The organism is Danxiaibacter flavus, assembly GCF_041060425.1.
Classification (GTDB): Bacteria; Bacteroidota; Bacteroidia; order Chitinophagales; family Chitinophagaceae; genus Danxiaibacter; species Danxiaibacter flavus.
The window spans coordinates 169249-190108 of the sequence record NZ_JAULBC010000004.1; the positions used below are offsets into that span (position 1 = coordinate 169249).

Sequence of the window (20860 nt, forward strand, 5' to 3'; positions counted from 1 at the left end):
ACAATTTTATGAAATCAAAAATGACAAGGACCATTTTGCTGATCACAATCCTGGTTGCCGTTGCAAGTCTTGCATTCACAAAAAAACAACAAAAACCATGGGCCGTACCCGACAAGGCCAGCAAAACAGCCAACCCCGTGAAAGCTGATGCTGCATCTATTAACACCGGCAAAGCAGAATGGGCAAAACATTGCCAATCATGCCATGGCAAAACAGGCAAAGGAGACGGCACAAAATCAGGTGGATTAAAGACACATCCGGGTGACTTTTCTGCAGCAGCAACTCAAAGCCAATCCGACGGAGCATTATTCTATAAAATAAGCGAAGGCAGGGATGAGATGCCGGCATTCAAAAAGAAAATACCGGATGCTGACGATATTTGGAGCGTAGTTAATTACATGCGGACATTCAAGAAATAAGACAGGCCTTCCAAATTAAAAAAAATGAAAGATATGGATGAGGAACAAAGCAACTCACGACGATCCTTCATAAAAACCGGCCTTATAACCGGTGCCATTGCGGCGGGCGGCCTGGGCATAATGGAAGTTGCATCCCAGGACACGAGCAAGAAAAAAGGCGACACGGTAAAGCTGTTATCGCCTGATGGAAAAATAGTTGAAGTAGATTCTTCCGAGATCAATCCCCAGATCCCGGATTCGCTTATTTCAACACACAATGTTCGTGAAGGTGTGCCCGGTAAAAAATTCGTGATGGTAATTGATCTTGCCAAATGCAAAAATGCCGGCCGTTGCAAGAGTGCATGCTCAAAAATGCACTATCTGCCGGAAACGCGCAGCTACATCAAGATCAATAAAATGCAGGATTCGGATAAGGCGTCACCTTACTGGATGCCAACGCCATGCTTTCATTGCGACAATCCGCCCTGTGTTAAAGTGTGCCCCGTAGGGGCAACCTTTAAACTTACAGACGGTATAGTGGGCATTGACAACGACCGTTGTATCGGATGCCGGTTTTGCATGGTAGCCTGCCCTTATTCCGCCAGGGTATTTAACTGGGATACAGAATACCAGATAAACGTGGTGCGTTTTAAAGAGATAAAAGAGCACGCCGCATGCAGCACGCATGTAACAGGCACAGTTGAAAAATGTGACTTCTGCCCTACCAAAGCAGCAAAGAATGAATTACCTGATTGTGTGCAGGCCTGTCCTAACGGTGTGTTCTATTTTGGCGATGAAAATGAAGACGTGGTAAGCAATGGTGATGAAACTGTACGATTGAGCCAGTTGCTGAAAGACAAATCTGGCTACCGTTTTTTAGAAGATCTGGGAACAAAGCCAAGAGTGTATTACTTACCGCCGGTTGACAGGCAGTTTCCTTTTAAGGATGTAGAACCCGGTACCACTTAATCTTTTTTAAAAACCAAATAATGGAACCCATAAAAATAAAGCTGGACAAATCGAATGAATTACTAACGGATTTGATGCCAAGAAAATTCGGGCCTCAGGGACGATTGTGGGTTGGCTTTTTGTTGCTGGTTATTATCATTGGTGCAGTTGCATACTATCGCCAGTTGAAACATGGCCTGGTTGTAACAGACATGCGCGATTTCACTTCGTGGGGAATCTATATTTCCAACTTCGTGTTTTTCGTTGCCATCAGCCTGGTTGGCTCGCTTGTAAGCGCCATTTTAAAACTTACAAATGTTGCATGGCGAACGCCGCTGGTAAGGATCTCTGAAATAATAGCAGTAGCAGCAATTACATTTGCTGCGATCATCATTATTGTTGATATGGGCCGGCCAGACCGCTTCTGGCACTTGTTTGTATATGGCAGGATACAGTCTCCGATTCTTTGGGACGTAATTGTTATTACGACTTATTTTGTTGTAAGCTGCCTGCTTTTATATATCCCGCTGTTGCCAGACATAGCAGTTTGTCGTGATACCGCACCAGCATCACCCAGGTGGAAAAAAAGATTCTACACTTTTCTTGCACTCAACTGGAAAGGCACATCAAAACAATACGCCATCATCCATAAATCCATTAATGTACTGGCTGTGCTTGTTGTTCCGCTCGCATTGGGCATACACACTGTTACTTCATGGTTGTTCGCGACTACATACAGAGCGGGATGGGACAGTTCCAATTTTGGGCCTTATTTTGTTGCGGGCGCATTTCAGGCCGGATGCGCAGGCGTAATTGCGGTAACATTTGTTTTACGAAATCACTACAACTTACGCAAGTATATCACCAACAAGCATTTCGACAATTTGGGAAAATTGCTGGTATTGCTTTCCCTGATCTACCTGTATTTCAACATCAACGAATACCTGGTTCCCGGCTACAAAATGAAAACGGTAGATGGCGAACACTTGCATTCGCTTTTCCGCGGCAGCTATGCACCTTTGTTCTGGAGCGTGCAGATCTTTGGCATGATATTGCCAATTATTGTACTGCTCTTTAAAAAAGGAAGAAAACCACTGCCAATTTTTATCGTTTCAATACTGGTCGTTGTTGGAGCCTGGTTCAAAAGATTTTTAATTGTTATCCCAACACTGCTACACCCATTTATTCCCATACAGAACGTTCCCGAATCATGGCATCACTATGTGCCAACCTGGGAAGAATGGGCCATTACATCTGCTTCGCTGGCAGGGGCGCTTTTGATTATCACGATCTTTGTGCGATTATTTCCCATCATCTCCATTTGGGAAACCACCGAAGAAAAGATGAACGCAACAGCAACGCAAACCGGAGATCAAACTCAATTTTATGGCGCGTAACCTCATTCATATAAAATGCTGCATGGCAATTCTTGGCTCGTTTTTTATGTTGAATATCCACAATGCGATAGCGCAAGACAGTACACATAACAGCAGCGCAAAAATCGCCCTGGACTTCGTGACACAGGACAGCATCAACCAGGTTAAAGCAACCGTTACCAACCCGGATGCAAATGGAAAAGATACTGCCGTAAAAGGGGCAGACGTACATTTTTTTATAAAAAAGAGCTTTGGCTTGTTACCGATAGGAGATGCTGTATCAACAGATGACAACGGTGAAGCGCTGGCTGAATTTCCGATGGATATTCCGGGAGATCAATCAGGCAATGTAACCGTGATCGCAAAGATTGAAGACAATGAGCAAGTGGGTAATCTTGAAACATCGAAAGTTACTAACTGGGCAGTTCCAACAAAAACGGACCACGGAGATCCTAAAAGAGCTTTATGGGCTTCTGCAGACAATGCGCCAATACCGCTGGTAGTTACTGTAACATCCATAGTCGCGCTTGTATGGGGAACGATCTTCTACATTTTATTCCAGCTTGCAGCAATAAAAAAAGCAGGCAAACTTGAAAATGCTTAATGACAGCTTCTGTCGCTCAGGCAAGACAAGAGCGTCGATAACACAAATCTTAATACGTCTCACTCACCAGATTATATAGGTGTTGAATAGCACAACAATTCAACCCTAAACTCCTTTCTGTCACCCAATGGAAAATACACTAGATACTCAGCCTGATCCTAATCTGTAAGGAAAATATCCAACCCACTTCGGCATATAAAGAGCGAAAAAAAGGGCAAAATTCAATTCTAAAAAACAGTGTCGCTTCTCGCCAAACAAAAGAATTTACTATTTTACCGCATTATTCGCGTTACCTTAAACTTGATTATTACCAACAATGAAAAAGAACTGTTTATTGTTCATATTACTGCTGGGCTTTACGCATCTTCATGCACAAACCATAGAACAGTACTTTGAACGGATAAGAAACAACACGGCTGAGCTCACTGCATTTTTCGCGCAAATGCCTAAAGGCGGCGACCTGCACCACCATTACAGCGGATCTGTATACGCAGAAACATACATAGATTACATTGTTTCGAAGGATTATTATCTATCGCTCAATACGCTGAAGGTTGACAGTACTGCGAGTCTTGACAATGCCAAAATATCAACACTCATAAAGGCTGGCCAATGGCCCATGTATAAGGCAAAACTTCTTGAAAAATGGTCAGTAAAAGATTATGACGGAGTAAGTTATCCCAGTGACAAACAATTCTTTGATACATTCGGCTATTTTGATATTGCAAGCAGCCAGCAGTTGGATGTAGGTCTTCTCGAATTGAAGAACAGGGCCAAAGCTGAAAACGTAAGTTATATCGAAACTATGCTTAAAACTATACCACTTACGTCTGCGCTGAAAAACATCAATCGTTCTTACAATGAAAAATTGAGGCAGGCAGACTCATTGCAGGATGAAGTTCTATTAACAAAAATATTGGATTCATTGTACGCTACAATAATCGATAGCGGTGCAGTGGCCTGTGCCGACACTTTTAATCAAACAATCGAAGCATTGCACAAAAAAGCACTGATTGATGACGGTAGCTTTAAAATGCGTTACATGAACTATGCAACAAGGATAAAGCAACCACTGGACGTTTTTCGCAGCCTGGTATTATCATTTATTTCAGCAAGCCGAAGCAAATTGATCGTCGGAGTAAATATTGTCGCCCCCGAAAACGATAATGTTTCAATGCGGGATTACCGGTTGCATATGCTTATGTTCAAATATTGCCATAAGAAATATGATTCGGTGAAATATTCCATGCATGCAGGAGAACTGGTATTAGGCATGGTAAAGCCAGAAGAATTAAACTGGCACATCGATGCAGCGGTTCGTATGGCCGGAGCCAGTCGCATCGGGCATGGTGTTGACCTGCCTTATGAGCGGAATGCTTATGATCTGCTGCGATACATGGCTAGTAACAAAATTGCCGTTGAAATCAATTTATACAGCAATGAATTTATCCTGAAAGTAAAAGATGATCAACACCCTATCAGACTTTATTACACATCCAAAGTACCAATTGTGATTAGTACGGACGATGCAGGTGTGCTACGAACCAATCTGACCGAGCAGTTTGTCCTGCTTGCGAAGCGCTATCCTTATATCTCTTACCGAGATATAAAAAGTTTTGTTTACAACAGCATCGACTACAGCTTCATCAAAGAAGATGAAGTTAAAGAGCAGTTGAAGAAACAGCTGCAAAATTCCTTTACCGCCTTTGAGCGAAAAGTATTGGCAAACAAATAAACACTGCGTGCAGAGGGAACAGGTTCTACACATTGCTAAACAGCATCTACACTCTGGCAGCCTTTAAATGGCTGCCTGCCAGCGAAAAGCCGGAGGAGATGTTTTTAACATTTACCCGCCTTACTTATGTTGTTTTACCATTCGCATATTTTATTAAACAAATCAGGCTTATACCCCGCGTCAAAGAAGCACCGTGACGCAATCAGCGCCTTTATGTAGTATAATTTTCAGGAAGGGCGATTGCTATCCGTTAATATTTGGTCCTTTAGTTGCCAAATTAAGCAAGGTTTCCTGATACTATTTTGCATAATAACAATAGTATCTGCCGGGGCCGGACTTCTATGTCCGGCTCTTTTTTAGCCCAACGCAGCCAGTTGAAGTTCCAATTGTCGCAAATCCTCAGCAACATTAGTATGTTGAATATGTTGAATGATCGATTTGTAGTATGCAATTCCCTTATTCAGATTGGCTATAAATTTCCGGTAATAACGCGCGGAGCTCTCATTCAACAGATCTGCATCGTCTGCAATCTTTCTTTTGATATAGTCAATATACATTTTAAGCTCATTGATAAACATGTGCGGCCGGTATAGTGAATTGAGAATGTTTATACGACCGTAAATATGACCAACCATTTCTTTGAGTGAAAAAATACCCGAGAAATAGGCCAGGTTGGGCCCCGGACAAATTGCAACGGCTGTTAACTTATGCGGAAGCGATACTTCATTTTTTAGGCGGGCAGACGCTGTTAATCCCTCACATAAACAGTCCCGTTCTTTCATCCGGTCAAGTCTTGCCTGAAGAACGCTTTCAGAAAGTCCTGCTTCGCGTAGTTGCTTTTCTTTCAGGTGCTGGTATTGGCGGGATGCTGTACAAATCGGTATTTCGGTGAATTCTGTATCACTGCAAAGATATTTCAGGTAGCAAGGGCTACCGGCTCTGTTGTTTTCAATGCGGGTTTTACGCTGTGTTTCTGAACTACTGATTCTAAAATTATTGAATGGTACACCCAAAGGAGACGCATTACTCAGAAAATAATCATCCAGCTTTGCAGTAGCCATCTGTTGCAATGTACCTTTATCAACATTTGTTGCTTCAGGTACCAGCAGGAACGGGCTGCCCCAGCCAACACTGTCAAGTTGAAAATACTCGAGCAGAAAACCTTGCTCCTCTGTTGTGCCCACGCCGCCCTGAACTGATATTTTTTGAGACGGTAAGCTTGAAAAGACTGTTTTTCCTTTTGATTGAAGCGCATTGTTACAAAGCGCCAACAATTCCGCTGCAAGAACGGCCCTGTTAGTCTTAAACTCTTCCAATATCGGACCAAGCAACAGACCTTCGGTTGGGAAGGCATGCCCACCGCAATTTAATCCCGATTCTATTCTGAACTCGGATACCCAAAGACCTTTCTTTGCAAATATTTTTCCCTGAACCAAAGCCGAACGGTAATCGCTCACTTTCAGTATAATCTTCTTTTTAAGATCGCCTTGTCCATCAGGATAGAAATCATCAAAATGTTCTACATAGTTATATAATCGTGGATTATAGCCTGCAGAGAAAACTACGGATGCGGATAATTTGCTCTGCGCAAAACCGCGGAGTGCCGACAATGCATCAGAATATTCATCCGGCATTTTTTCACCGCTTGCTTTATACCGGTTATTATCAACCTTGGCCATAATATTTACATCAATAGAACCTGCGTGTACAAGTTCCCGCAGGCTGTTCTGTATTTGAATCTTTTCGTTCCCTTCTTCCATTGCACACATTTGCCGGAACAACATTTTTGCCCCGGATGTTTCGGGGAGCAGCTCAAAATATTTGTAAAGATCAGAACCGGGCGAAAAATGCATTCCCTTTAAGCCGGCCACCTGTTGCGCAACCAGGTAATGCAGAAGATTAAGATATGCTGTAATGCGCTTCGCGCGGAAGTCAGGTTCTTTTTCTGTGATAGCAACCCAGGACAAGTTGTTTTGCTTTGAATGAAGCACCCGCATATCTTCAATTAGCTCATCTTCCACAATAGAAACCACAGATGATATACCATACCGTGCTACTTTTAAAGGAGTATCAATACTAAACCCAAGCCCAAGTACAGGAATATGAAAAGAATGAACAGCTGAATGTTTTTCAGTATACATAGCAAATTATTAATGAGAAATGGGCAAAGGTGCGCTCATGCAAATCATCAAAACATGATGTTGATCATAAAAAAAATGCAGGATGTATATAAGACGTAGTATTTCAGGCTAACGATTGAGAAAAATCAACAGGATTGCGGAAACAGCTCCATCATTATCAAACAATTAACTCAGGCAACCGTCTGTTTAGCTTCTTCTTTCGCAAAAGCAATCATGCGTTAGTATTCCTATTATAAACTTCTCCCAAAAATTTGCACGACCTATTTCATTCAAACAATCAGGATAAAGCAATACATTTACAACTTATATATGTTCAGACATATGAACAATATAAATAAATAAAAACATTTTCTTCGCTGGTTTAATTAGCCCGGCGATTCTCTATTTAAATTTTCACTAAAAAGAAAGCTACGCCGCATGAATAAAAAGAAAGGCTTCACCCACTGCATAATTGCCTTACTAATCAGCACGAACTTATTTGCACAGGAAAATAATGGGATAGACACATCTGTTCAGGAAATTGTTGTTGTGTTCAAGTCACATTTTGATATTGGATATACCCACCTTGCAAGTGAAGTTGTACATGGATACCAGACAACTACCATTGACAATGCGCTGAAAGTTGTGGATGCAAACAAAAATCTTCCCAGGGAACAACAATTTGTATGGACGATACCCGGGTGGCCAATGAAAAAGATTATGGAAGACTGGCCAGGCCAAAATGCAGAAAGGAAATCAAAAATAGAACAGGCATTCCTCGACGGAAGATTTGCCGTACATGCACTGCCATTTACCATGCAGACAGAAATGCAGGCACCTGAGGCGCTGGTAAGAGGACTTGAATTTTCATCCGCCATCGCCCGCAAGGCAAACAAGCCAATACCAACCAGCGCAAAAATGACTGACGTACCAGAGCATTCGTGGATTATGCCCACACTGCTCAAACAAGCAGGCGTCAGATTTTTGCACCTTGGCTGTAATCCGGGCAGTACGCCTCCTGACGTTCCCGTTCTTTTCTGGTGGCAAGGTCCGGACGGATCGCGTGTTCTCACAATGTATTCGCGCTTGTATGGTTCAGCTATCTTCCCTCCTGCTGACTGGCATCACAAAACATGGTTGGCAATGATGATGCGTGGCGATAATGCAGGACCTCCTTCTCCTGAGGAAGTTAAAAATATCATGACCGAAATACGAAAGAAGCTGCCTAATGTAAAAATTACTGTAGGGCAACTGGATGACTTCGCGGACAGAATATTAAAAGAAGACTTGTCTTTGCCTGTTGTTGCAAGTGACATGCCTGATACATGGATCCACGGCATTATGTGCGACCCTGCAGGTGTGAAACTTTCACGCCAAACATTACCAGCCTTGTTTATGACAGAAGCTTTGAATACAACGCTTCAACACAATGGAGTTGCTGTCAAAAATATTTCTCAACCTATAGCTGACAGTTACGAAAATTCATTGCTTTATTACGAACATACCTGGGGTGGATCTATGGGATGGATCGCAGACTACCTGCAAACCAAAGATTATATGGGCCAGGTGTCTGACTGGAATTATGGTAAAAAATGGAAGCAGGATCTGGATGCCGGCCGTTTTAAAAGAAGTATCGCCTCATGGGAAGAGCACTCTGGTTATGCAAGAACCGCAAATAGCCTGGCATTGCCGTTACTCGGGGAACAGATGCAGCTTTTGGCCAATTCCGTTAATGCAAGCGGCAAAAGAACTGTTATTTATAACCCCCTACCGTGGCCACGCAATGGAATTCCTTCTATGGGTTACAAAACTTTCTCAGGCAACCAATTACCTTCCTCAGGTAAGGCTCCTGTGATCAATGCAGAAAAATATACGCTTGAAAACAAATACTTTAAAATCACGGCAGATCCTTCCAAAGGTTGTATAAGCTCAATTGTAGACAAAACCACCGGAAAAGAATTAGTAGATAATAAAGCAGCACAGGGTTTTGGACAATTCCTATACGAGCGGATGAGTGCAAATGAAGTACGTGAATATGACAGCAGCTATGTTCGCAAAGGCTCAGACAATTGGGCCTACATTGAAATAGGAAAACCCAACATGCCATCCGCATCTGAATTTCCATATAAAAGTTTCATGAACGGAAAAAGCACCGTTAGAGTGGCTAAGGATGGAAATAATGCATCACTGATACTGGACTACCTGCCACAAAGTGGAAAACTGAATTTCCCGGTTTCATTAAAGATCGGCCTGGATGGAGATTCCAAATACATCAATATGGATATAACGGTTGACAAGCCGGCAGATCCATGGCCAGAGGATGGATGGATCTGTTTCCCGTTCAACATACAGCAACCGCAATATCGTATTGGACGTAATGGCTCCGTAATAGATCCGGTGAAAGACATAAATGTGAGCGGCGTTAATCGTTATATGTATGCAGTGGAATCCGGTGTTGCCATATTCGGACAGGACCAGGAAGGCGCAGGTATTTGCAGTATGGATGCACCCCTGGTAAGCGTTGGCGTGCCAGGCGATTGGAAATTTGATAACACTTACGTTCCCACTAAACCAGTTTTCTATTTTAATTTATTCAACAATCACTGGAGCACAAACTACCGTTTTTGGAATGACGGCAAATGGAACTACCGCTTTAAAATCTGGGGCTTCTCAAAATACAACACGGCAGAAAGCCTTACAGAGCCGGCATTTGAGTCAAGATATCCGTTGCAGAGAGCAACAGCCGATGGCGCCGCAGGAAATCTTCCGCTCGAAAAAACGGGCATTCAGCTATCAAGAAAAGGAATTCTTGTAACTGCATTCGGCAAAGATCCTGATGGCAACGCAGGAACACTTCTAAGACTGTGGGAGCAATCAGGAACGTCAGGAAAACTGACCGTGACAATACCATCGGAACTAAATGCTAAAACTGCGACGCCAGTAAATTTAAGAGGAGAAAAAACAGGGAACGCAATTCCTGTATCATCAAATAAATTTGAATGTACGCTGAATGGCTTTGCGCCGGCAAGCTTTATTTTGGAATAGTACTCTTTTGGAATGTGTAGTATTTACTACGCATGTTTGTTTCTTTTCAGATATAGCAGTGAACCTGAAACAAAAGGCTGCCTCATCACATTTTGAGGTGGCCTTTTTGCATAGTAAAAATTGCCAACCGTATATTCATACATATCAACAAATTAAAAATCAATTAAATCCAATCAGTGTTCATTTTGTGGTATTAAACGACATTTTTCAGGTATTCAGCGCCAACCCCTCCCCAATATCTTTGGCCGCTATTTTTTCTTAAAACCAAAATTTTAATTGCATGAGATTACAAGCCAGAATTGTAATGGCTATGTGCTTGCTATTGCTACAAAGTGCAATATTGCTTGCTCAAGACAAAAGAACCGTATCCGGAAACGTAAAGGGGGCAGGAGACGCACCCCTTGAAGGGGTAAGTGTTACTGAAAAAGGCACTTCCAACAGAACTATCACGAATAACAAGGGAGCATTTGAGATCAGGGTTTCTCCCAAGGCAACAATCGTTTTTTCCTACATTGGTTATGCAAACCAGGAAGTAAGTGCAAACGCACCGGCTGAAGCATTTGAAATTTCTTTAAAAGAAGGCAATGCCGGCCTTAACGAAGTCGTAGTAACCGCGCTAGGCATTTCAAAGGATGCAAAAAAACTGGGTTACCAGGTTCAAAAAGTAAATGCTACAGATTTAATGAAAACCGCGCCACCAAACCTTTCGCAAGGTTTAATGGGTAAGGTGGCGGGTTTAAATGTAACCGTACCAAACGGTGTTGAAGGAAGTTCACAAAGAGTGGTTATCAGAGGTAACAACGTATTGTTTGGCAACAACCAGCCACTGTTTGTTGTTGATGGTGTTCAGCTTTCTGATGGACAAATGGGTACAAAACAAAGCAATGGCTCGGGCTTTGATGTAAAGACTGCTTCGTTTGGAACGCCTGATCTTGGCGGCACTCAAACAGATTGGGGCAGCCCGCTCAACTTCATCAACAGCGAAGACATTGAAGAGATTAACGTATTAAAAGGACCTACAGCCGCAGCTTTATATGGTGCCCGTGGTGCCAACGGTGTAGTATTAATCACTACTAAAAAAGGCAGCAAAAAAGGCGGCCTGGGCATTGAATACTCTTTGTCCAGTCGCTATACAACACCATACCTGTTCCAGAAATACCAGGATCAATACGGCAGCGGCGGAGCGATTGCCCTTTGGACAGCAGACGAAAGTCAAAAGCTTCCAAAAGATGCAGATGGCAATCTCCGTTATCCTGCAGAAGCACCATGGTCTGGTGCCGGCGTATCTGATAAATTTACGCAATTCGGTCCCTTACCAGGTGGTAAAAACTACTGGGATTATTTCAGCTGGCCAGGCGCAGGTTTATCATGGGGAGCTAAGATGACAGGACAGCCTGTTGTTTGGTGGGATGGCGTTACACGCCCATACAAAGCAGATCCCAGTGCTGCAAAATCATTCTTCAATACCGGTAATACCACTTCGCAGAACCTGGCATTTTCGACCGGAGGTGATTTCGGAAGTATGAGAGCTTCACTTAATCGCACAACCAACTCATCTATTATTCCAAACTCAGGTTTCAACCAGACTTCAGTAAATATTGGTTCTAACCTGAACATTAGTAAAAAGCTAAAAGCAGAAACGGTTGTAACCTACACTAAGTACAACCGCAAAAACACGCCGAGCCTTGGCGACAACAATAGCATCAGCAAATTTCTTACTTATGGATTCCCTGCGGACTATACACAAATTGAAAAGAATGTGTACAAGAATGCTGACGGATCTAAAAACAAGTTTGACAATGCTATGTATCCGCTTAGCTATCCTTACAGTAGCTACTCTAATATGTGGTGGCATATTTATGAGGAAAACACAACACTTGACAGAGATCAGTTAATCGGATCACTAAAACTAAGTGCAGATGTAACTCCATGGTTGAATGTAATGGGCAGAGCCGGACTTGATTATGCCGACAACAAGTTTGAAACAAAGAACACACCTATTGATGCGCAGGGTTACCAGGGAAGCTATGGTCTGGAAATGAACAAAAACAATACTTTCACAGGTGAGTTTCTGGCAACTGCACACAAGAGCAAATTATTCTCCGTGCTGGATGCAGGCCTTAGCGTAGGTACAAGTACATGGTACAACAAATTTGAAGGCTCTACAGCTACCAATAAAGGACCATTTGCTAACCCATACCTGTATTACCTGAACAACACAACTGCTACTGTTAACAACAGCTGGTTGCCAGAATATTACAGGCTGGAAAGCAAAATAAACTCAGTATACGGATTGATGAACCTTTCATACAAAAACTACTTGTTCCTTGAGTTAACAGGCCGTAATGACTGGTCTTCTACCCTCCCAATCAGCAACGCTTCTTATTTCTATCCTGCTGCAAGCTTAAGCTATGTATTTACAGAACATCTGAATTTGGGTAGCGCTGCAAGCTGGCTGGACTTTGGCAAAGTTAGATTTGCTTATGCAGGTAGTGCTAATGGTACAACGCCTTACAATACCACTGCCTTATATAACTCAGGAACTTTTGGCGGAGTTGTAACAAGATATCTCGAATCCAACCTGCGTCCAATTAACCTGGAACCGCAGCGCTCTAAATCAATTGAATTCGGAACGCAGCTTTCTTTCCTGCAAAACAGATTGTCCGTAGACTTTACTTATTACAAGATCAAGTCTACCAGCCAGATCCTGAGTGCTCCACTTGCGGTATCCTCAGGTTTTTCAAACAAAACGTTTAATACAGGGGCACTTGAGAACAACGGTATCGAATTTATCGTGAAAGGAACACCAATCAGAACAAAAGATTTTGAGTGGAACATTTCACTGAATGGTGCTCACAACTCAAACAAAGTATTGGCGTTATCTGAAGGTATTGACAAATACTATCTGGGTACAGTATTCGGTTCACGCACAGGTGCTGTGATGTATGCTAAAGTTGGCGACCAGTTTGGTACCATCTACGGTTTGGATTACCAATACAAGAACGGACAAAAAGTAGTAAGAAGATTAATGGACAATACAGGTACACAGGTAGTGGGCACACAATATGTAACCACTCCGGATGTAGTAGCTATCGGTAATGCAACTCCCTGGTTAACCGGTGGCCTTGGCAATGTATTCAAGTACAGAAACTTAAGTCTGTTCGTATTGACAGACTTTAAACTGGGTGGTGATATCTACTCATTTGACTATGCCAGCGCAATGGGTGAAGGTAAAGCACCTGAAACTGTTGTTGAACGTAACGGAGGCGGATTGCCGTACGTTTATCCTGATGGCAGCAAAGCTAATCATGGCGTAATACTGGATGGTGTGTTTGAAGATGGAACTAAAAACACAGATGTGGTAAACTATATGTTTAAATATGCGGGCCAATATGCAGCATGGTCAAATGTTGATATGCCACGCAGCAATGCTGTATTCGAAAACTCATGGATCAAATGCCGCGAAGTTTCTTTAACCTATGATCTTCCTGCAAAAATTACAAGAGGCTCTAAGTTTTTACAAGGCATGAGTGTCTCTATCATCGGAAGAGACCTCTTTTACTTCTACAAAACATTACCAGACAATCTGAATCCTGAAGGCGTATCCGGAACAGGTAACATACAAGGCTTTCAATGGGCATCTCTGCCAGGTACAAGATCCGTAGGATTTTCTGTAAGAGTGAAGCTATAAAATCCTGAGAACCAAGCCTCAGAAAGGCTTAGAAGTTCTATTCAATCAATTGCATTGTAAAACAAGAACAAATGAACAAAAGAATATTCGCAATATATATTTTAATCGCGCTGGCAGGAGGAATATTTATTTCTTCCTGCACCAAGGGGTTTGAAGACATGAACAAACCCTATAACAAACCAGGTTCCGCATCAATAGGAGACTTGTTCAACTATATGATCTCAACCTGCCAGAATACTTACCAGGAGCAGGCTACTTATCACTCCTTCGTTTATGAGATAACACAACAGGGTACACAATATGCCAGCTCCGGTTACAGGATGGAGAACGCATCTAATGAAATGTGGAGCTCCTATTATGCCATGCTTGTAAACTCAAGACAAATAGACACTTTAATTGCCACCGATGCCAATAAGGATAAAATGACCAACATTTTGGCGATGAATAAAGTGATCAGGGCATTCAGGACAATTAAAATGACTGAGAACTTTGGAAACATCCCTTATTTTGAAGCAGGCAGAGGTAAACAAGGCGCGGGCAATTATAAACCGGCCTATGACAAGCAGGAAGCCATCTACAAATCAAGCATTGCTGATCTTAAATGGGCAATAGACAATTTTTCAACAAGTGCCGACCAGGTTAGTCTGGGAAGCAGTGAAACATTGTTTAAAAACAACATTGCTTTATGGATAAAGTTTGCTAACTCCATTCGTCTGCGTGCAGCCATCACCATGTTTGATAAGGATAATGCATTTGCTGGTGCCCAGATTTCAGAAGCGCTCTCTCATCCATTAATCGCTGAAGGCGAAGATGTTGGCTTATGGCCAGCACAAATTCCCGGGCTTGTATTTGATATGCACGCATGGTCTTTTTCAGCTAACCAATACATCCGCTTAGGCACTACCATGTGGAGACAATTATCAGATAGCAACAGTGATGATGGCAGCGGAATTTTTGATCCTCGCTGCAAAATATTCTTTGAACCAAATAACGCCGGCAAATGGGCTGCATATCCGCAGAATCCAACTTCATCCACTCCGTCAGAAGGTGGCGATCCGTATAACCAGAACCGTTTCACAAGCTGGTCAGAAAAAGGTGCAGGTTGCATATATTCTCCTTTCAATTTCTATCATGAAGACAAAGTGTATATCCCTGAATTGTGGATGACGGCTGCACAGGTGCATTTCTACCTTGCAGAGGTTTACAACAGAGGACTTGGTGCTACAAAAGATGCAGCAAAAGCCAAAACACAATATGAAGCCGGCGTAAAAGCATCATGCAAATTCTGGGTTTCTATTGCGATGAACTGCAGCTCATGGACAAATAACAAACCTGCTCAATTACCGACGGATGCAGTATTAGATGCATTAATTGCAAATCCTAAAGTTGTATATAACACTGCGGATGAAGCAGGTGCTTTAAAACACATCTATACGCAGCTTTGGGTTGATGGATTGCGTCAGCCAAATGACATCTGGACCTTATTCAGAAGAACAGGTGGCAATCTTCCAAACGATCCAAGCAATGCTGCATACTGGCAAAACACTTATGGAATTTATCACCGCTATACTTATCCAACTTCAGAGCAGGATTACAACTTTGAAAGCTGGAGAACAGAAACGGGTGGAACAGATTCTTATGCTACTAAAACCTGGTTAGAGAAATAATAGCCGGATTGAAGTGCATAGAATATAGCGTAATAGTACAGATAGGAAAGCCGGGCTTCTGCCCGGTTTTTCTATTACAGCACATCAGGAATTGGGAAAAGGCCAACAAGATCCTTAAAAATTACACTTTGTAAGGATTCTTTAATTTTAAAATAAAAACACATGAGTACGCTTACAATTGGAATGCTGCTATTTCCTGAACTTACTATACAGGACTTTGTGGGGCCTTATGAAGTATTTACACGTGTTGAAAAATTCAGGGTATTGGTCGTTTCTGAAACTACCGGATTAATCAAAGCCGAGGGCGGTCTATCTGTACAAGCGGATTATAGTTTTGAAAACTGTCCGCAGATCGACATACTTTTTGTACCCGGTGGAAAGGGCATTACGCCATTGTTAGCAAATGATACGTATCTCGGTTTTCTGAACATGCAGGGAAAAAGCGCAAGCTATATAACTGCAGTATGCACTGGGTCAGTTTTACTTGGCGCGGCAGGCTTGTTAAACGGTTATAAAGCAACCACACACTGGCGATCACTTGACTTATTAAGAATGATGAATATTGAAGTGATTGAAGAGCGTGTTGTGATTGACAGAAACAGAGTTACCGGAGGTGGCATTACGGCAGGGATTGACTTTGGCTTAACACTTACGGCTTTGCTTGCCGGCGAAGATGTGGCAAAAGTGATTCAGTTAATGCTGGAATATGCACCGGAACCACCCTTTAATTCCGGATCTGCAAAAACAGCAGAGCCACATATCTTACAGAAAGCAAGAAATATAACACAACCGATGTTTGATGCAAGAGTAAAACAACTGCAAAGCCGTGGCTACCCAGCAAAGCCTTAAGAAAGGATTGAACATCCGCGAGTGTAATTTTGAACAGATTATTAAAACATCTTAGCCAGGTAATTGTCCAAACTTTTAATTAGCAGTGTGGATTGTCTGTCATTACTTTTTTGATTACATTGGTAATCCTTATCCATACGTAATGCTAACACGCAGAAAATTCATCCAACAAAGCGCCATCGCTACATTGACAGCCGGCATTGCTCCGTCACTTGCATCTACTAAAGAAGAAAACATTGTCATGACGGTGAACGGGCCCATACAACCCACACAGATGAAGTTCACTTTAACACATGAACACATCCTTGCAGATTTTATCGGAGCAGAACAATACAGTAAGGATCGCTACAATGCAGATGAAGTTTTTAATACTGCTTTACCCTTCTTGCTTGAAGTAAAAAAATTAGGCTGCACGACATTCATTGATTGCTCTCCGGCGTATTTGGGAAGAGATGTGCAACTGTTCAAAAGATTATCTAAAGCCAGTGGCTTAAACATCATCACCAATACGGGTTATTATGGCGCAGTAAATGAAAAATTCCTGCCCAAACATGTATACACAGAAACATCAGAGCAAATAGCCGCAAGGTGGATCAGTGAGTGGAAGAACGGCATTGACGGAACAGACATCAGACCAGGCTTTATGAAGACCAGTGTTGATAAAGCACCACTAACGCCGGCACAGCGTAAAATAATTGATGCAGCAGCGATCACACACCTGGCTACAGGACTAACCATTGGTGTACACACGGGCAACGGCGACGCAGCAAACGAACAACTGGAAATTTTGAAAGCGCGAAATGTGGCTCCTTCCGCACGTATCTGGATTCATGCGCAAAGTGAACCATCGGAAACCTATTACATAGAAACAGCAAAAAAAGGTGGCTGGGTTTCTTTTGATGGCGTCAATCCGGGTACGTTACAAGCAAATTTGAAGTACCTGCAACTGATGAAAAAGAACAACTTTCTCGATCTTGTTCTTGTATCACAGGATTCAGGCTGGTATCATGTAGGTGAACCCAAAGGCGGCGAGTACAAGAATTACAATTGCATCTTCACTGAATTCATCCCCCTGTTAAAACAAAATGGATTTACACAAAGTGAAATAGATAAGATCTTTATTACAAATCCGGCGAAAGCGTTTGAGATAAAAATAAGAACCCTGTGATGTACGATGTACGGTGTTAGATGTACGATGTTAGATGTACGATGTGATTTTGCCGTCAACGATCGTCAAGTACGGGTTACGAAGTACCCATGTTTAACAGCATTATTAATTGTTGAGTTCTTAAAAATCATAGACATCTATTCCAACTTCGAAAAACATGACAGATCTACATCGCAAACCTCTGTGTAGCTCTGTGTCTTCTCCTGCATTTCTCCGTGTAACAATAACTGCTGTTAAGTACCTGCAACAATTAGTTACACAGAGCTGCAGCAAAATATCCGAAGTATAACAGCCAAAGCTGACAGCTAGTATACAGACCCCGGCGGCACCTCGTCCGCCTCTGAAAACGAACGCATATAAAGTGGCTTCAACTGTTCCGCTTCTTTTGATTTATTTTGCGCACTGAGACTTTGGGCCAGCCCAAGCAATGACCATCCGTTACCCGGATTCCACACAAGATCTTCACGATACACTTTTTCAGCGTCGGCAGGCTTATCCATTTTTAACAGAAAAGCACCGAGGTATTGCCTTGCGGGCATCATCCAGTCCTTTGGCTCAACGTAGATCAAACTTTCTTCGGCGGAAATAGCTTTTTGTAAAGAGGTAACTGCGGGATCATATTCCTTCTTCATAAAATGAATAGTGGCTTCAAGTATATGCTCAGGAATGCGTGCTATGTCGACGGGACGATTGAATGGGATATTACGTTTGGACAATATACTGTCCTGCGCTTTTTGCTGCAGTTGTTCCAGGTAATTTTCGGCAATGGTTAGTTCTCCGGTGTGTGCATAAGCCATTCCCTTTGCAAAATAAAACAACACGAGCGCGTAAGGCCATTTACTATCCGGGGTTACCTTGTCGTTAATAATATCCTGCCACTTACCAAGTCGCACCCTTGCTATATCCGGCAACATGAACAGGTATTGATTGTACGTGTTCTCATAAACCGGTGTTACGCTACCCCTGCATCGAAAGGCAATAGGCATTCCCTTCTTGTACATGCCACCACTGAGTGCGCAATAAGTTTGCACGGCGAAATAATGCAGTGAGTGAGGAACAGGCGACAACCCTTTCACAAGAGAATCATATAACATCAGGTTTTGATCTGCTTTTTCGTTGACATCTACGCCTTTTGCATAAAGACCGTTCCGTTCGTATTCATGACTTGACATATGTACCATGTGCGCTACACCCGGCAAGAGATCTTTCAACACATCTGCGTTCGCAAGTCCTACTTCCGGGTGACGGGAAGCTTCCGTAAGATGGATATAATAATGCAATGCGCCCGGATGCATTTTATTGCTTTTGAGTACTTCTTCACACATAGCTACTACTTCCGGCGTCCATTCTTTAGGTGTTCCATCGTTATGCCAGAAATCCCACGCATGGATGAGCATAACGGCATCTATATAAAGTGTCTTGAGATCCACGTCATCAGGATGTGCCAAAGCAATCTTTCTCATTTGTTGAGCGTAAACTTTATTCAATTCCATCCGGCGACTGTCAGCACTGTCATTAATATCATAACGGACATTCATTGCCGCAATCAACTCCTTTTCTTTTTCTGATGCATTGGCAGCATGCGCATTCATTTCACGCAATGCTTCAGGAACCGGTTTGCGCATGGAGTAAGTATAGGTGAAATTATATCCTGGTCCCAAAGCAAGCGCCTGTCCCCAATAAGACATCGCTGAACTACTGTCAAATCTCGCTGATTCTTTAAAGGACAAAACAGCTTCTTTCCAGTGATAGCTGTAATAAAGCGTTAATCCCTGGTTGAAATAAAACTGTGCGCTGTCATTCTTTGTTGATATTCTATAAGAATAATCTCCCCACCCGGGCATCACCGTAATATTTTTTGCACCGGCCGGCACGTCAAGATCATCATAACTATCCGGACCACAGCCAACGATATTTTCGTGTTTAAGATTTCTTAAACCGGCATCATTGCTTACACCGGAAATAAATAATACCGGTACAAAAAAAGTAAAGGCGAGGTAAAAAGGATATTTTTTCATTTTCGCAGGTTGTTGATAGTTTACAGCATTGTTACTTAATGAAACTTACGGATCAGGCTTTATGCAGTTCTGTTAAGCAATTCCTCTTTTCTGCGGATCACAGTTAATATACCAAAAATTGTTGTTTTTGTAACTTAAAAGACTCTTAACACCTGGTACACCTGTAAATCGTGCTCATTTGCATTCAGTAATAGCCTTTTCCAATGCAAAACGGTCAGGCGGTTTTTAGTGCTATATTTATAGCAACAATCGCAACAATAATAATTATGGAACAGAAAACGCAAGTTCCCACGCTATATGACTGGGTGGGAGGACAGGCTACGCTTGAAAAGCTGACAGAGGTTTTCTATGACAAAGTTCTAAAAGATGAGCTATTATATCCTGTTTTCAAAAACATGGCAAGCGATCACAGCAGGCATGTTGCGCATTTTATTGGAGAAGTATTTGGCGGCCCGAAGGTTTATACTGAAAATGATAATGGTACCCACGCAATAATGGTTGCACATCACCTCGGAAAGATGCTGACTGAAACACAACGCAAAAGATGGATAGCATTGCTATTGGAAAGCGCAGATGAAATTGGTTTAGCAGACGATCCCGAATTCCGCTCTGCACTTGTAGGTTATCTTGAATGGGGAAGCCGCATTGCCGTGATCAACTCTACGACAACGGACAATCCCATTGATGAACATGCACCAATGCCCAAATGGGGCTGGGGAGAACCCGGAGGCCCTTACCAACCATAAACCGCTGTCGTGATGTTAGCTAGCAACAAAAGCGCTGCTTTGAGGAAAATACCTTCCCGTACAAAGCCACCTTGTTGCCATATAGATTAAAAAACCAAAGGGCCCAAGCAGGCATGTGAACACAAGCGCAGGAATAATCTTCCAATGACTAATACCGCGTTTAACTGAATCTCTTTTGATCCATACAGCCACCAGCAGATCGAAACATAAAATATGGCACCATGCCGCAGTGACTATTGGCCTGGATGAGAAAAGCTCCATTACACCATCTAACGATGAGAACTTCTGCATTAATTCAGTACGAAAATTAATTGCGTTAAGCGCGGTATACGAGGCCGCAATGATAACTGCAATAATGCCGCCTACTACTTTGTTATAATGCAGCCAAAAAGGACTTACGAACAGTAATATTATCCAGCCGATACCGGCGATCATTACTACCAGGTTGAAGAACTGATCAATATTCATCGGTTTAATTTAAGCTTGCTTGAATAG

The 20860-nt window shown here is 42.4% G+C and carries 14 protein-coding genes; 11 read left to right on the plus strand and 3 right to left on the minus strand.

Translation table 11 applies throughout. The features are described from left to right. Window positions 1–8 precede the first annotated feature (8 nt). The 5 genes from QTN47_RS13460 (at window position 9) to QTN47_RS13480 (ending at window position 5061) form a co-directional block, all read left to right on the plus strand. On the plus strand, window positions 9–419 hold the full coding sequence (locus QTN47_RS13460; RefSeq protein ID WP_369329908.1) for a c-type cytochrome: 411 nt from the start codon (window positions 9–11) through the stop codon (window positions 417–419). Between the two features lie 24 nt (window positions 420–443). After that, window positions 444–1367 (plus strand): 4Fe-4S dicluster domain-containing protein, encoded by a 924-nt coding sequence (locus QTN47_RS13465; RefSeq protein ID WP_369329909.1) that lies wholly within the window; start codon window positions 444–446, stop codon window positions 1365–1367. Between the two features lie 20 nt (window positions 1368–1387). Next, window positions 1388–2743, plus strand: coding sequence for an NrfD/PsrC family molybdoenzyme membrane anchor subunit (gene nrfD, locus QTN47_RS13470; RefSeq protein ID WP_369329910.1), 1356 nt, complete (start codon window positions 1388–1390; stop codon window positions 2741–2743). Then, entirely contained in the window at window positions 2733–3326 is a 594-nt protein-coding gene (locus QTN47_RS13475; protein ID WP_369329911.1) for a hypothetical protein, read from the plus strand. The genes nrfD and QTN47_RS13475 overlap by 11 nt, the downstream gene beginning before the upstream one ends. A 316-nt stretch (window positions 3327–3642) precedes the next feature. Continuing rightward, window positions 3643–5061 carry an amidohydrolase family protein gene (locus QTN47_RS13480; protein ID WP_369329912.1) on the plus strand — a complete coding sequence of 473 codons (1419 nt, stop codon included), beginning with the start codon at window positions 3643–3645 and terminating at the stop codon, window positions 5059–5061. Between the two features lie 356 nt (window positions 5062–5417). Here the strand turns inward: QTN47_RS13480 and QTN47_RS13485 are convergent, their stop codons facing one another. Further along, window positions 5418–7202: a hypothetical protein gene (locus tag QTN47_RS13485; RefSeq protein ID WP_369329913.1), complete on the minus strand. Its 1785-nt coding sequence runs from the start codon at window positions 7200–7202 to the stop codon at window positions 5418–5420. A 417-nt stretch (window positions 7203–7619) separates the two neighbouring features. Here QTN47_RS13485 and QTN47_RS13490 point away from each other — a divergent pair, with 417 nt between their 5' ends. The 5 genes from QTN47_RS13490 to QTN47_RS13510 all read left to right on the plus strand — a co-directional run bounded on the left by QTN47_RS13490 (window position 7620) and on the right by QTN47_RS13510 (window position 17601). Next, on the plus strand, window positions 7620–10226 hold the full coding sequence (locus tag QTN47_RS13490) for a glycoside hydrolase family 38 N-terminal domain-containing protein (protein WP_369329914.1): 2607 nt from the start codon (window positions 7620–7622) through the stop codon (window positions 10224–10226). 280 nt (window positions 10227–10506) lie between these two features. After that, window positions 10507–13917 (plus strand): SusC/RagA family TonB-linked outer membrane protein, encoded by a 3411-nt coding sequence (locus tag QTN47_RS13495; RefSeq protein ID WP_369329915.1) that lies wholly within the window; start codon window positions 10507–10509, stop codon window positions 13915–13917. A gap of 71 nt (window positions 13918–13988) precedes the next feature. Beyond that, on the plus strand, window positions 13989–15584 hold the full coding sequence (locus tag QTN47_RS13500; RefSeq protein WP_369329916.1) for a SusD/RagB family nutrient-binding outer membrane lipoprotein: 1596 nt from the start codon (window positions 13989–13991) through the stop codon (window positions 15582–15584). Between the two features lie 162 nt (window positions 15585–15746). Next, entirely contained in the window at window positions 15747–16433 is a 687-nt protein-coding gene (locus QTN47_RS13505; protein WP_369329917.1) for a DJ-1/PfpI family protein, read from the plus strand. Window positions 16434–16575: 142 nt separating this feature from the next. After that, entirely contained in the window at window positions 16576–17601 is a 1026-nt protein-coding gene (locus QTN47_RS13510; RefSeq protein ID WP_369329918.1) for a phosphotriesterase family protein, read from the plus strand. A gap of 305 nt (window positions 17602–17906) precedes the next feature. On the opposite strand, the gene QTN47_RS13515 is transcribed toward QTN47_RS13510, so the two are convergent. Continuing rightward, entirely contained in the window at window positions 17907–19619 is a 1713-nt protein-coding gene (locus QTN47_RS13515) for a tetratricopeptide repeat protein (protein WP_369329919.1), read from the minus strand. Between the two features lie 266 nt (window positions 19620–19885). On the opposite strand from QTN47_RS13515, the gene QTN47_RS13520 reads away from it, so the two are divergent. Beyond that, a complete protein-coding gene (locus QTN47_RS13520) occupies window positions 19886–20365 on the plus strand; it encodes a group II truncated hemoglobin (protein ID WP_369329920.1) in 480 nt (159 codons plus the stop codon). 15 nt (window positions 20366–20380) lie between these two features. Here QTN47_RS13520 and QTN47_RS13525 read toward each other — a convergent pair whose 3' ends face one another. Then, window positions 20381–20833, minus strand: coding sequence for an ABA4-like family protein (locus QTN47_RS13525; RefSeq protein ID WP_369329921.1), 453 nt, complete (start codon window positions 20831–20833; stop codon window positions 20381–20383). Window positions 20834–20860: the final 27 nt, after the last annotated feature.

What these genes read in the sequence shown, in the direction of transcription:
- QTN47_RS13460 (WP_369329908.1), top strand. Translation starts at nt 9, where the DNA reads ATGAAATCAAAAATGACAAGGACCATTTTGCTGATCACAATCCTGGTT.
- QTN47_RS13465 (WP_369329909.1), top strand. Translation starts at nt 444, where the DNA reads ATGAAAGATATGGATGAGGAACAAAGCAACTCACGACGATCCTTCATA.
- nrfD (WP_369329910.1), top strand. Translation starts at nt 1,388, where the DNA reads ATGGAACCCATAAAAATAAAGCTGGACAAATCGAATGAATTACTAACG.
- QTN47_RS13475 (WP_369329911.1), top strand. Translation starts at nt 2,733, where the DNA reads ATGGCGCGTAACCTCATTCATATAAAATGCTGCATGGCAATTCTTGGC.
- QTN47_RS13480 (WP_369329912.1), top strand. Translation starts at nt 3,643, where the DNA reads ATGAAAAAGAACTGTTTATTGTTCATATTACTGCTGGGCTTTACGCAT.
- QTN47_RS13485 (WP_369329913.1), bottom strand. Translation starts at nt 7,202, where the DNA reads ATGTATACTGAAAAACATTCAGCTGTTCATTCTTTTCATATTCCTGTA.
- QTN47_RS13490 (WP_369329914.1), top strand. Translation starts at nt 7,620, where the DNA reads ATGAATAAAAAGAAAGGCTTCACCCACTGCATAATTGCCTTACTAATC.
- QTN47_RS13495 (WP_369329915.1), top strand. Translation starts at nt 10,507, where the DNA reads ATGAGATTACAAGCCAGAATTGTAATGGCTATGTGCTTGCTATTGCTA.
- QTN47_RS13500 (WP_369329916.1), top strand. Translation starts at nt 13,989, where the DNA reads ATGAACAAAAGAATATTCGCAATATATATTTTAATCGCGCTGGCAGGA.
- QTN47_RS13505 (WP_369329917.1), top strand. Translation starts at nt 15,747, where the DNA reads ATGAGTACGCTTACAATTGGAATGCTGCTATTTCCTGAACTTACTATA.
- QTN47_RS13510 (WP_369329918.1), top strand. Translation starts at nt 16,576, where the DNA reads ATGCTAACACGCAGAAAATTCATCCAACAAAGCGCCATCGCTACATTG.
- QTN47_RS13515 (WP_369329919.1), bottom strand. Translation starts at nt 19,619, where the DNA reads ATGAAAAAATATCCTTTTTACCTCGCCTTTACTTTTTTTGTACCGGTA.
- QTN47_RS13520 (WP_369329920.1), top strand. Translation starts at nt 19,886, where the DNA reads ATGGAACAGAAAACGCAAGTTCCCACGCTATATGACTGGGTGGGAGGA.
- QTN47_RS13525 (WP_369329921.1), bottom strand. Translation starts at nt 20,833, where the DNA reads ATGAATATTGATCAGTTCTTCAACCTGGTAGTAATGATCGCCGGTATC.